This window comes from Nocardia transvalensis NBRC 15921, from assembly GCF_000308875.1.
Lineage (GTDB): Bacteria > Actinomycetota > Actinomycetes > Mycobacteriales > Mycobacteriaceae > Nocardia > Nocardia transvalensis.
Genome location: NZ_BAGL01000009.1, coordinates 1 through 12194 on the forward strand (window position 1 = coordinate 1; position 12194 = coordinate 12194).

Consider the following 12194-nt stretch of genomic DNA (forward strand, 5'->3'; position numbering starts at 1 on the left):
GTTGTTCATGGCGGCAGAGTCGCCCGTGTCGGCGGCTTTGCGGGTCCAGGTCTCGGCCTCGGCGAGGTTGCCGCACGCCCGGAGTAGAGCCCCGAGATTGGTCATGGCGGGGGTGTGCCCGGCGTCGGCGGCGCGGCGGGTGAGCTCAAAGGCGATGTCGAGGTGGCCCCGTAAATAGGCCGAAGCGCCGACTGCGGTGAGAGTGGCGTAATTGGCATTGAGCGTGGCGGTAGGCCAGAACGATTCGACGATGGGCCGCACAGTTTGCTCGTGTTGGCCGTCGTCAGCGGCGGCGAGATAGTCGAAAGGACGGTACGCCCGGGCTCGGGGGTTAGCCAACCAGGTCGGATCGATCGCGCTGGTGTGGCCGGTGCCTTGTTGGGGTTGGCGTGCCTCGGCGATGGCGGCGGTGAGGATGTCGTCGGTGATGTCGTAGGCGCTGTATCGGGTGTCGATCACCGCGCGGGCGAGTTCGATCAGCCGGTCCTCACGGATCGGGTCGAAGCGCCCGATGCGCGCCCAGTCGATGACAGTCTCCACCACTGCGGTGTAGGCGGCGGACTGGGCGGTGATCCGGCCGGGGGTACGGCCGCGCCGGTAGTGCGCAAGCAATGCTGGTGCACCCGCGAGCATTTCGGCGAGCCCGTAGCGGGCCAGATCCAGCGACGGATACAGCCTTTTCGCTGCCGCCTGCTCGCTGGCGCTGGCGCTGGTCGGTGCCAACTCGATCCGGGTGGATTGTTCGAACACAGCACGCACGTCTCGTGCGAGTTCACCACCGGCGCGCAACTCCTCGTACTTCTCACTGCGCAGGGTGGCTACGACCACCGTCCGCGCAGGCCGCTCAGTCAATGCTGCGAGCAGCCGTGGTGTTAATGACGACTCAGCGCGGGTGAATTCATCGAGATTCTCCAGCCAGACCACCAATGTCTCCGGGTGGTTGCGGTACTGCTCGCTTACCGGCACTCGCGCCAGTGACTCTGGGTCGGGTACCACGACTCGCGCTTCGGGTAACTCGCGGCGGACCGCTTCGAACAAGGTACGGGTCTTCCCCGCCTTCGATGGGCCGATCACCAGCACTAACCGCTCGCCAGCCAAGGCCGTGGCCACTCTTCGGTCGACATCGGCGTGGGTACGCGGCAGGTACGGGTCATCGACCCCGTAGTGTTCGCTGTCACCGAACTCCGAAGGCGTGGCCTTCAACCGGTAGGGATCGAGCTCGCTGACTAGCGGCACATCACCATCAGCGCCTCGTAACTCGACCAACTCGGTCAGCGCCGGCGCGGTACCGGCGACCGTGTGGATGTGCTGATCGCCGACAACCGTGGTGTGGTGGATACTGTTCGCGCGGATACCGGAATAGGCGGCGGGCGCCGATATCGGCGCCTTAGAGTCTCGGGGTCGCCGGTCCGCGCTCAGTGAGGGTGGGTCGGGGACGCCTCCACCTCGACATCGCGAATCACGAACTCGCCCGTGACCTCCACGTCCCGGGCGTCGACGCCGGAAGCGCCGGTAGCTTTGATCCGAGCGATCTTCAACTCGCCGGCCTTGACCCGAGTCAGCTTGACGCCCACCAGTTCCGCAGCCTGAGGGACGTACTGATGCACCACCCGCAACACCTGCTCTGCTGCACCCCGGAGCTCATCATCTCCGTCGGCGCCAGCCTCGACGAGCTCGGCTTCCAGGACATCCTGCCGTGCCAGCGAAGCCGGTTTCGCCTCCACCATCACGACATCGACCGATCCATACTTGCGGGCGAGCACTCCCTTCAGCACCTTGTACGCATCCGCGACCGCCGCTTTTGCCGTATCGGTCAAACCCGCCGTCGCACCCGCCGAGACCGCAGCAGCTATTGCCGCCACAACAACATTCGGATCCACCCCATCGACCTCTCGCTCGGAACACCCGCGCCATCGAAGAGCCCCACTATGACTAGGCAATGCTAGACCTCGATCTGATCGAGGATCCAGCGGCGTTTGGCGGTTCGATCGGGGAGTTGATCGAGTGTGGCTTGTACGGCGTCGATCGTGGGCTGAATCCGTGCAAGGCTGCGTGGCGGTAGGTCCGTGAGCATGGCCGAGAGCGTTGTTGCGACGACGCCGGCAGCACCCGCGGCAACTGACCGCTGAATTCGTCGGGCCGAACCGTCCCAAATCGTGAATTCCGGTGCAGTGCGATGTATCTCAGCGGTCTCGTCTGGGCGAATCTTGGCCAGTTTCCCGCCGCTCGGCAGGTGGCCCATGCTTCTCGCCCAGGCCGCCAGCTTGGCGTCAAAAGTCCTGCCGAACATCGGGTGGCTGTAGATGGTCGATCCAGGCGGTAGGGCCTGGAGGAACTGCTCAGCAGCTATCTGCGTGTTGGCCTGAAGCACTGCCATCGGTGTCACGTGCCGGTCAGCCGCGGTTGCGACATCTTCGGCAGACCAAGCGCAGGCCAATAACCGTCCGGGGTCGGCCGCTTCTAGCCAGATGTCGAGAACGGCGGCGCGCTCCATATTGGTAAGTTCGCTTCCAGCCGTAGTTGAGCCGTTGATCAGAAAGAAGTCGACCCAGCTCTCGGCAGCCGCAACTGCATGGCGTCGGGTAGCGGCCAAATCCACTGTGCCGTCGGGATGTACGAGGTGCATCGTTGGCACGACGATGGAGCACTTGGCAGCGGCTACAGCCTCCATGATTTTGCGCGCGGCGGCAGCCGGATCGACTGTGCTCGTGTCTATTTGAGCGTCAGCGACGGCCAGTCTCGGAGTGGCGTCCCATACTGCCAGGCGCTCGGCGGTGTCGTTGGTACCGCGAGCAGCGGCACGCTCGGCGGCGACCTCTCGCGGGCACCACAGTTCAACTACGACCCATCGAATCGTTGGCGCTGTAGCGAGAAGCGCGTCTATCGCCTCTGGTTGGCCGACATGCAGAACTGGGATCTCACCAGCGGCGATTATTCTGCTCAGCTCGGGCTGATCGATGATGTACGTGGAGTCATACCGGGTGTTCGAGTAGATGATTTGGCCGGCGGCAGCCAACTGCTCGAATTCGATAGCCGATGCCATCCGGTATCCGGCTGTCCGGCCGGCGCCGACCTTCCTCTCGGCCTCTCGGCCTCTCCGCTCGCCGGCACGGCGAGCCGATCTTGGTGCAGGTCAGGGGTGAGAAATGGCATTGAATAGCTGTTGAATCGCTCGGGAAAAAGCAAGATCGTGAGTCATGGCTTTTCGCCATGACGAAAACCCTCCCCGCACCCCCTCTGACCTGCGCGTAGCGTTCCGTACTTCCACCCACCCACCAGACAGACATCTCATGCCCACTTCGTGAGACGGACATGAGATGTCTGTCTGGTGGGTGGGTGGAAGTACTCCATTCAAGGAACAGGTCAGAGGGGGTGCGGGGAGGGTTTTCTGAGTTGGGTAGGTGGCTGGGTTGGGTGGTTATCTCACGTTGGCAAGGTGGTTCCGCGACGGGCTAGCGTGTCGAAGTCGGCCGCTAGCGGCCTTTGTTCGCCACGCTGTTGCCCCGTCGCTAGCTTGGGTTCCTCCGGCTTGCGGGGCTCGTCGTGCGCGCACGCTGCGGTTGGCATCGCCTGATTCGTGTCCACGTCAGATCCGCATCGCGGCCGGCGGTGGCGTAGTGGGTGCGACGGCGCAGGCCGCCGTCGTCCGCGAGCTAGCGCTCGCGCGGTTGGTCGCGCGAGGTGGTGTCTGTCCCTCCAGCATGGCCCTTTCCGGGGCTTATCACAGCGTCAGCAGGCAGCAAGGGCGCCTGCGGCGTCGCTACGCGATGGCCTCCGGCCACCCTTGCCACCTACTGCCCCTGTGATCGAGACGCCCCGGGCCATACCGGAGGGACAGACACCACGAACCCCAGGTTCGCGCTCCCGACCGAAGGACATCGCGGCCACGGCCGCGGAACAGCACGCCTCCGGCGCGGGGACCGCCCAGAGGGGCGGGGGTGCCAGGGTGACAGCCGGGCCGGTCTACCGCAGCTCTGGTGAGGGTCAAGAAGTTCGAATCGCCAATTCACAGGTTATCGAACATACATTCGATTGTACTGTAATCTGTGACGGTGCGAAGTCGCATCTGGTGTGATGTGCCGGGCCAGGCGTGAGGCCAACTAGACGACTTGCCGAGCTGCGGGTCTTCCGGTTTTCGACATGATCATGAGAGGATGTTGGGTGTTGGAAACGACTTTCTAGGAGCGATGCGAGCATGACGCAGCCAGCAGCCAATGAACCGCTTCTTCGTCCTCTCACCCCAGCTGCGGATGCGCATCTCGTACTTGCGAATCTTGGGCTCACCGTCGACATCCTTCATGCGGCGTTGGACAGTGGTGAGCAGGCAGCTTCCAGTGCGACTAAGTATCACCCTCTCCTTACCGCAGGCATGGAGCGATGGATCGCGACGGTAGCGGGCCTTCGGAGCAGGCTTGTCCAAGAGCTTGAATGGACGCTAGAGGATCCCAAGGGGTCGCCGCGGGTGGTTCGGCCAGACGGTGAACTCTCGATCATGGTGATCGGAGGAACCATCGGTACTGGCCAGCTGGACGGTCCGACCCCGTCGAACAAGAACAGGCGTGGTCCATCTACCGGGGAATCTGTAAACAGCAACCAACTTGCGTTGCCCCTAGACATCTCCATCCCGATCACTGGGACCGGTCCTGAGGAGATCCTTACCTGGGTTCTGCTCTACTATCGGGCCAAAGACCCCAACGAGACGCGAGCTGAATTGTCCCTCCCATCGAAGGTTGTCAAGAACCGAATCGTTGAGTGGGAGTATCGGATCATCCTCCCGCCGATCTCGCACAACTTGCCGCTTCCGCCTGACGTCGATGGCGACGGCGACGGTGGCATCGACTTCCCGATCGTGGACCGTGGACGTTAGTCGCCCTGAGCCATCACGTCTGACCCTTGCTCGGCATCGAGCTGGGATGACCAAGACCGCCCTCGCTGAGGCGATGGCGGTCACGGTTCGCACAATCAACGACTACGAACGCAAGGGACCACCAGCTTCTGCGATCGCGACGCTTGCTGCTGTGCTCGGATGTAAGCCCGAGTTCTTCGACCATCCTGCGGTTGATGACCTGTCAGAAGACCGGGTGTTTTTCCGGGCGCGCCGTCGGGCGTCCGCTACGCAACGGCGCGCAGCGATCGCTGCGGGGCAGATTGGTGTCGAACTCTACGCTTGGATCGACAAGCACTTTCAGCTCCCCGACGTCTATCTGCCGGAAGTCGAGAACACCGATCCCGTCGAGACTGCGGCGTCAGTTCGGGCGCTGTGGGGCTTAGGGGAGCGTCCCTTGCCGAACCTGATCCAGCTGGCAGAGTCGAAGGGCATACGTGTCTTGTCCCTTCCTCGCGGCACTGATCTTGTCGATGCATTCAGTGTCTGGTCTGACGACAAGCCATACGTATTCCTGTCCATGTCGAAGACTCCAGAGCGGTCTCGTTTCGACTTAGCTCACGAGATCGGCCACCTCGTCCTGCATCCTGGGCTGCCGGAGGGCGGGAACGCGATCGAGCGTGAAGCGGACAGGTTTGCTTCTGCTCTGCTGATGCCGCCGAGTCTGCTCCGCAGCAGCCTCCCGCGGGAGCCCTCGGTGACTGACATCCTGGAGTACAAGAAATACTTCAGGGTTTCTGCGATGGCATTGAACTACGCCTTGCGCGACGCCGGACGACTGACGGAGTGGGGTCATCGTCAGAACTGCGTGCGGCTGTCCGAGCTTGGGTACCGCTCGGGAGAGCCTGCCGGCATGCCTCAGCATGAAACCTCGCGGGTGTTCAGCGCTATCTTCCGGAGCAGGGAAGGCCGCGCCCGTATCGCCGATGTTGCAGCCGAGCTAGGGCTGCCGGTCTCTGAGCTTCATGCAATGACGTTCGGCTCGACGTTGCACACTGTCGCGGCGCAAAGTGACGCAGGCCCCGAGTCCAAGCCTGCGCCTGCTCGGCCGGCGCTGAAGCTCGTTCGCTCCCAGTAGCCCAGCTGATGACGTCCTCGCGCCAGGGTCAGGACGTCAGTCGTGGAGGTCCGGAGTGCCCAAGGTAGTTTCGCCCCACTCGTTCATGAGTTGGTCCAGCGGGACTTCCATGCCGTCCCCTAAGCGAACCTTGCAGCCAATGATCTCGTTGTCCCGCCCGGCGCCGCTGGCAGGGACTCTGCGCCAAAGGCCGATGAGCGTCGTCTCGACGACTGTTCCGTCCGTCCGATTGAGCCGGAATCGGCGGGGAGGGACCGCGATGTACCTGATCTCGGTCACGACCAATCTCCTTCGACTGCGTCTCTGGGTATTCGTCAGCTCTCGGGCAGCCAGTATGGGCGTTAACCGGGTTCACGGCGCGCATTCTTCAGGAAGTAGTGATGAAGTCTTGGCCATCCGTTTGCGGAGAAGCCACAGGTAAGGGGGCTCATATGGCGGTAGCACGCCTGGTCTGCTGCCGGGTTCCTGTGGGCGGCGCGGTGCGTCGTCGGTAGGTCGTTTCTCTACCTATGTAGACTTACGGAATGGCTCAACCAAGGATCACTGGACCGCTCGTGAAGGTCCTGGACAAGTTGTTGGATGACCCGTGTTCATCGTTCTACGGGTATGACCTGTCGAAATCGACCGGTATCAAGTCGGGGACCTTGTATCCGATGCTGGTCAGACTGGAGGAAGCGGGCTGGCTTGAAAGCGGCTGGGAAGTCGCCGAGGTCGAAGGCCGTCCGCGCCGCAGGTTCTACAAGCTCACGACGGACGGACTTCAAGGGGCATACCAGGTTCTTCGGAGCCTTCCGGCGCCGAAGGTCGCTCCACGTGCACTAAACGGACTGCGGCCGGCGCATGGCAGTGCCCTGTGAGCGAGGTCATCGTCGCACTGATTGGCGCCGGGGGGCTGGTAGGCGGCACTGCGGTGACGGCAGTGTTGACCGAAGAGGTCACCGGATGGTCCAAAGCGCTACCGAAGGTAATCGTCCGATCGGCAGCGAAAGCGCTAGAAGCAGCGCATCGGGAGCGGTTTGAGGAAGAGTGGCTGTCCGAGTTGGATCATGTCCCAGGAGGCCCGGTAAGCAAGATGGCGTGGGCGGCCCACCTTTGGTTCGGCCGCAAGAAGACGGCGAAAGAGTTCACGGCAACAGCGCCACAGAACCGCGTCACCATCAAGGTGCCGCCTGCTACTGCCTCTGCGACGTCCATCACTCCCAACGTATCTGTCCGCAACCTCAGTGATATTGAGATCCGCCCCCACCGCGCTGGGGTCGAACACGAAAGGCTCATTCAAGAGATGTCGCGGATGAAACTCTTGAAAATCGACCTCGCCGATGATGGCCGGGGATGGGTTTGGATAGATCGACCAGAACGGCCGCCGGAGGACTGACAACGCAGTGCAGCGGAGTTGGGTGGAGCGTCGCGCACTGTCGTCTGGCTGCGTATGAGGCGGAATACCTAGGTCCAGGTTTCACGGTTCGGGATCTGCTTCGCTTGCATGCAGCGGGTCGGCGTGGTCCAGTACGCGAATGAACTGATGTTCGGTCCGTTTTCGCTCGCCAAAACGGTCGGAACTCTTGACGGTGCGTACTTCAATCCGCAGGTAGACGTCCCAGGGAAGGTTCTTGGCCGTTTCTGGTGGAACTTGGACGATGTCGATCTTTCGTTTGCCCAACCCTGGCCGCAGCTGCACCTGCGCGAACTCGCTGCCGAGCGTGATGCCCGCCAGATCTCCAGCTTGTACCTCGATCTCGACTGTGCCTTGCGGTTCGAACAAGCGGTTTGCGCGTTGCCGTCCACGGCTGGTGAGTCGAGACTTCCGTCGGCGCCCGTTGTGTTGCGACAGATCAATCTCGACTCCGGCGTCGGCTTTGTCGAGCGATTCGATCAACAACCGCAGTCGGTGGGCCAAGTTGTGCGGGACGTTGTCGGCGGTCCAGCGAACGGGGATCTCGTCGCTCTCAAGCAAGTCGTGCAGGTCCAAAACGCGAATGAGGGCGAGTTCGAGGGGAGACGGGCCGACCATCGCCAGCTCTTCCTCTGAGGGGGTGTCGGCGGCGAACGGTGCGAGAGGAAGGACGACGCTGCCGGCGTGAACCTCGCGGAACCCGATGGAGAGCTGTTCGGCTGTATCGGTTGGAGCGGCCGCGCGAACCTCGCGATCAAGCTGACTGAAAATCTCAGCGGCGGCCGCGTTGAACAGGCCATCATCGAATGGTTGACCGGTCAGTTTGATGCTGGCGAATCCTGGCAGAGATGCTGCAGGTTCGAACTGGCGCAGTCCTTCGAGCATCGTCGCACGGAGATAGGACGAGGCGGGCTCGTCATCGACTTCATCGATGTCTGGATCGGGCCGGTAGTTCTGTATGAGGTGTGGGAACTGGTCGCGGACGCTCACAGCCGGACCTCCAAGTAGCCTCGGCGGCTGTCACAGCCTTCTATCGAGGGTAGATCAGACCCGTCGATTCGGCAGCGTTCCCACCAGTCGTCCAACCGACCTCGGTCGCTGAGATATGCCTGCTGGTCGCCGTCCAGCGATGCATCCGCACGGTGCGGTTGCACAACGGGATACCAGCGAAGGGGGAACACCTCCAGACCGTACCGCTGTTTGATCCCGTCACGATGCTGGGTGAGCTTCCTGATCATCTTTGATCCCGGTTTGCCGTGTGCTTCGTCGGCGAGCTTGCCGTCGATGACCGGTGTGATGTCGATGTCGCCCGGATCAACTTTGGAGGATGCGAAACTTCCCGCGATCCAAAACGAGCGAAGCAGGGGTGAGGGAGATTGCAGTTTGTCTGACGTGTCCTGCCAGTGAGCGACGTAGGTGAGGAGACCTGCGAACAACGGGTTGCGCGTGTACGAGGTCGTGAACTCGTCGGCCAAGACGAGCCGGTCTTGGACCTCTTGGAGTGTGCACGAGTAGCGACCAGGGGGTATGTACCCGGTTGCGTCGTCGAACGCGGGGATCAACCGCGCCTCCTTTCCCCAGTGGCGGCTCAAGGTTGGAGAGCTGCACTCCACCCAGCGCTAGGGACTATCTTTCGCTCGCGCCCCGGTGTTACCTAGATCTCACCGGGCGCAGCCGCTGGTGGTTGACCGAATTTGAACGGCGACCTGGTCACGGCCTGTGCCCATCACCGTGGACTGCTGACGTTTGAGCGCATGGCCTTCGAGATCGAACCGTGGAACCGACATCATGGGACACCACAGGCGGGCTCTCAACCCAGTACTGCACGTACATCGGTCCACTGCTTCTTGCCGCGGTGCGCGTAACGCTGAGTTGTTGCGAGGCTGGCATGCCCAAGGAGTCGGGAGACTTCCTCGATCGGAATTCCCTTCTCTAGCAATCGACTGGCATAGGTGTGCCGGAGGTCGTGAAGGCGTGTGTGTCCGACCTTCCGTCTGGTCTTGCCCTTGCCGATGTAGGCGATACGGACCGATGCGTCGAAGCGGTTCCGGAGGTTCGACGGGTCGAAGGGCCGGCCGTCGACGTGGGCAAGCACGAGTCCGGTGTGCACTCGAGCGTCCTTCGGGTACTGCATGGGGCTCGGTGCCGGACGGCCGTATCCGACCTGGTGAAGGTGTTTGCGCAACAACTTGGTCAGGGTCGCGCCGATCGGAATCGCCCGGCGTTCGTAGTCTTTCGGGGCCTTCATCTCCTGTTCGACAGGGTCATAGCCCCATTCGATGTTGATCACGCGGCATTCGAGATCGACGCTCTCCCAGTGCAGCGCCATGGCCTCACCTAGTCGCATGCCTGTGCCGAGGAGCGTTTCGAACACAAGGGTGTCGAAGTCGCTGAGAGACACCTTGATTGCCGAAATTTCGCTGTCATCGAGGTAGTGCTCCGGCATGGGGCCGGGTTTGGGGAGGACGATGCCCTTGCATGGGTTCGACGTGATGAGCCGAGCGTTCAGAGCGGCCTTCATCGAGGCGCTGAGCAGTCGATAGCACTTGGTCACCGTCGACGGAGCCATGCCGCTGCGTGTGAGGTCGGTCACCCACTTCTGGACTGCATCCGTGTCGATCTCGCGCAGCGGAGTCCGTTGCCAGCGTGGCCGGACATGGTCCCGGAGGCGGCCCTGATCGGATCTGTCTGTGCTCTTCGCCACAATCCGGACGGTTTGCCAGCGTTCTTCCCACTCGCCCCAGGTCATCGTTCGCGCCGCGGCCGGCGTCGGCGCGTCGCGCTCGTCCACTTCCTTCTTGGCCGCCTGCCGCACCGCCTCGTCCTTCCGCGTGAAGGTGCCCGGCAGGTACCTCTTCTCGCCTCCAGAGCCGCGGTAGCCACCCCTATAGCGGCCGCTAGGAAGTTTCTCGGCCCAAGCCATCTGGATCCATCCTCTGCACGATTCGGGGCGCAGCGGCGGGCGCTGGTAGTCTGTCTCGCGCCGAGCCCCTTTAGCTCAGTTGGTAGAGCTGGTGACTTTTAATCACTAGGTCGCAGGTTCGAGCCCTGCAGGGGGCACAGTCTCGACGGGGACTCCGCAGTTCTGGCTGCTGAGTCCCCGTTTTGCTGTCTCTGCCCCACGACTGCCCCATGATTCTAGCGTTTCCGCAGGTCAGATCGTCAACACCTGCGGATTAAAAGTCCGTAGCTCTACCAACTGAGCTATAGGGGCGCGGCTCGCAAGTCTAATGGGCTGTCCGCGCGATCGGTAACCGGTATCCGGGGTGGGGGATTCGTGCTGGTTGGTGTGGGTTGTCCGGATGCGGCCGGGGCGGGCGTCCGGTCGTGGCGGCGGCCGGGCCGGTGTAGGCGGCGTGTGGGGAGGTATGCGGTGCGCGCGGGGTCGCGATCGGGACGGCGAAGGTTCCGGATGGTGACGACTGATACATGTCGGGGCCTCCGGTCGATACGACTGGGGCAGTGGCGGTCCGGGCAATCGCTTTGGTTCCCAATTTGTTTGAGAGCAGAAGTATGGAAATATCAACCAATCGTGGTGCGTGGCAACGTAATTGGTACCGGAGGTGAGTGTGTCGGTGGATCGGCCGGGGGGACGGCGGAGGAACGGGCGGGCGAGTTCGGCGGGCGGTGGTTCGCCGGGGCGGAGTTCGCCCGGCCCTGAACGGCGCTGGCGCGCGGTGGAATTCGCGAAAGGAACCAAACGCCCAACCGGTTGCTATGAATTTGCCATAGGGGAAGAAACGCGATTCGGCGAACTGACTTGCCGGTACGGCCTACGGTGGGTGCAGTTTCGGGGTACGGTGACCGCTTGGTGAATTCCGGAAGAACCGGGAGTGCCCCGGCGGGATGGGATTCGGCCTATGGTTGATGTGCCCGAAGAATGTCGCGACCGGTCAGGCCGATCGCGATGCCCTGGAGATCGCGTCGCAGGAGGCAGATCCGAAACGAAGAAAACGCCCGGGTGCGCACCCCCTGCGGCGCACACGGGCGTCGAGAACTATACCAGCCAGTGCGTTTCAGGTTTTCTCGCGAGTTTCCATACCAAAAGTTTGAAAAACCGGGCAGTAGCCCGAGCTGAAGTATTTGAAAATCTCATAACCTTCGCGTCGAAGACTGTTCCTAATGGGAGTCTTCCGGCGGCAAGTAGCTTCGGAGGCGTTTCGAGCATGGCACGGCAGCAAGAGCGGGCCCGCCGGACACGTGCGGCGATCATCAGGTCCGCCGCCGTTGAATTCGGGAAGAGCGGTTATGCCGCGGCATCGCTCAACCGCATATTGGAAGGATCACGCGCCACCAAGGGCGCCATGTACTTCCACTTCGACTCCAAGGAGGATCTGGCGCGCGCGGTCTTGGACGCGGCCGTGGAGCGCTATCGCGCGACCACCGAAAGATGGCTCACCCGAACGGATCTCGGGGCCCTGGACATCATGCACGGGATGATCGACGAGATCGCGCTGCGGCTCGAGAACGACATCATCATCCAGGCCGAGTTCCGTCTCATCATCGAACCGGAGTTCTACCGCGACGTGCAGGCCGGCGGCGGGCGCATCCTCGGCCGGGCCGTCCGGCTGCTGGCCGTCCGCGCGGTCGAGCAGAAGCAACTGCGGCAGGACTCCGACCCGGACCGGTTCACCCGCACCCTCGCCGCCGCGCTGGCCGGCCAGCGCTACATCATCGACCTGCTGGGCGGCGGCATCGACCTGCGTGGCCGGTTCACCGAGGCGCTGGAGGTGATCATCGAATCCATGTCCACCCCCGAGTGGCTCGACGAGTTCCGGCGGGTCGGCTGGCGCGCGTCCGCTCGCTTGGAGGACCTCGGCGTCTAAGGTCCACGAGCC

General features: G+C 62.7%; 11 protein-coding genes, 1 tRNA gene and 1 pseudogene. 6 read left to right on the forward strand and 7 right to left on the reverse strand.

Annotation, left to right across the window (positions count from 1 at the left end; genetic code table 11):
* The 3 genes and pseudogenes from ON41_RS04555 to ON41_RS38780 all read right to left on the reverse strand — a co-directional run.
* A pseudogene (locus tag ON41_RS04555) lies at window positions 1-1236 on the reverse strand (hypothetical protein); the annotation flags it as partial.
* 179 nt (window positions 1237-1415) lie between these two features.
* The gene (locus ON41_RS38775; protein ID WP_157185351.1) at window positions 1416-1880 is read right to left on the reverse strand and encodes a Het-E N-terminal domain-containing protein; all 465 of its coding nucleotides are present in this window, start codon (window positions 1878-1880) and stop codon (window positions 1416-1418) included.
* Between the two features lie 62 nt (window positions 1881-1942).
* Complete coding sequence (locus ON41_RS38780) at window positions 1943-3043, reverse strand: hypothetical protein (RefSeq protein ID WP_051160966.1); 1101 nt, start codon at window positions 3041-3043, stop codon at window positions 1943-1945.
* 1152 nt (window positions 3044-4195) lie between these two features.
* Here ON41_RS38780 and ON41_RS41335 point away from each other — a divergent pair.
* Both ON41_RS41335 and ON41_RS04575 read left to right on the forward strand, forming a co-directional pair.
* Window positions 4196-4867 carry a hypothetical protein gene (locus ON41_RS41335; protein WP_157185352.1) on the forward strand — a complete coding sequence of 224 codons (672 nt, stop codon included), beginning with the start codon at window positions 4196-4198 and terminating at the stop codon, window positions 4865-4867.
* Between the two features lie 46 nt (window positions 4868-4913).
* Complete coding sequence (locus tag ON41_RS04575; RefSeq protein WP_051160967.1) at window positions 4914-5963, forward strand: ImmA/IrrE family metallo-endopeptidase; 1050 nt, start codon at window positions 4914-4916, stop codon at window positions 5961-5963.
* Window positions 5964-5999: 36 nt separating this feature from the next.
* Here the strand turns inward: ON41_RS04575 and ON41_RS04580 are convergent, their stop codons facing one another.
* Window positions 6000-6242: a hypothetical protein gene (locus tag ON41_RS04580; protein WP_040745431.1), complete on the reverse strand. Its 243-nt coding sequence runs from the start codon at window positions 6240-6242 to the stop codon at window positions 6000-6002.
* Window positions 6243-6517: 275 nt separating this feature from the next.
* On the opposite strand from ON41_RS04580, the gene ON41_RS39995 reads away from it, so the two are divergent.
* A complete protein-coding gene (locus ON41_RS39995) occupies window positions 6518-6820 on the forward strand; it encodes a PadR family transcriptional regulator (protein WP_218003354.1) in 303 nt (100 codons plus the stop codon).
* Complete coding sequence (locus ON41_RS41340) at window positions 6817-7338, forward strand: hypothetical protein (RefSeq protein ID WP_157185353.1); 522 nt, start codon at window positions 6817-6819, stop codon at window positions 7336-7338. Before ON41_RS39995 ends, ON41_RS41340 begins: the two co-directional genes overlap by 4 nt.
* An 81-nt stretch (window positions 7339-7419) precedes the next feature.
* On the opposite strand, the gene ON41_RS41345 is transcribed toward ON41_RS41340, so the two are convergent.
* The 3 genes from ON41_RS41345 to ON41_RS39645 form a co-directional block, all read right to left on the reverse strand.
* A complete protein-coding gene (locus ON41_RS41345) occupies window positions 7420-8346 on the reverse strand; it encodes a hypothetical protein (RefSeq protein WP_157185354.1) in 927 nt (308 codons plus the stop codon).
* On the reverse strand, window positions 8343-8918 hold the full coding sequence (locus ON41_RS04595) for a DUF6932 family protein (RefSeq protein ID WP_040745460.1): 576 nt from the start codon (window positions 8916-8918) through the stop codon (window positions 8343-8345). Before ON41_RS04595 ends, ON41_RS41345 begins: the two co-directional genes overlap by 4 nt.
* A gap of 248 nt (window positions 8919-9166) precedes the next feature.
* Window positions 9167-10279 carry a tyrosine-type recombinase/integrase gene (locus ON41_RS39645; protein ID WP_040745461.1) on the reverse strand — a complete coding sequence of 371 codons (1113 nt, stop codon included), beginning with the start codon at window positions 10277-10279 and terminating at the stop codon, window positions 9167-9169.
* Window positions 10280-10343: 64 nt separating this feature from the next.
* Here ON41_RS39645 and ON41_RS04605 point away from each other — a divergent pair.
* Both ON41_RS04605 and ON41_RS04610 read left to right on the forward strand, forming a co-directional pair.
* A tRNA-Lys gene (locus ON41_RS04605) sits at window positions 10344-10416 on the forward strand.
* Between the two features lie 1106 nt (window positions 10417-11522).
* Window positions 11523-12182, forward strand: coding sequence for a TetR family transcriptional regulator (locus tag ON41_RS04610; RefSeq protein WP_040745437.1), 660 nt, complete (start codon window positions 11523-11525; stop codon window positions 12180-12182).
* Window positions 12183-12194 lie beyond the last annotated feature (12 nt).

Excerpts from the sequence above, each read along its gene's own strand:
- ON41_RS41335 (WP_157185352.1), top strand. The coding sequence starts at position 4,196 with ATGACGCAGCCAGCAGCCAATGAACCGCTTCTTCGTCCTCTCACCCCA.
- ON41_RS04610 (WP_040745437.1), top strand. The coding sequence starts at position 11,523 with ATGGCACGGCAGCAAGAGCGGGCCCGCCGGACACGTGCGGCGATCATC.
- ON41_RS38780 (WP_051160966.1), bottom strand. The coding sequence starts at position 3,043 with ATGGCATCGGCTATCGAATTCGAGCAGTTGGCTGCCGCCGGCCAAATC.
- ON41_RS04575 (WP_051160967.1), top strand. The coding sequence starts at position 4,914 with ATGACCAAGACCGCCCTCGCTGAGGCGATGGCGGTCACGGTTCGCACA.
- ON41_RS39645 (WP_040745461.1), bottom strand. The coding sequence starts at position 10,279 with ATGGCTTGGGCCGAGAAACTTCCTAGCGGCCGCTATAGGGGTGGCTAC.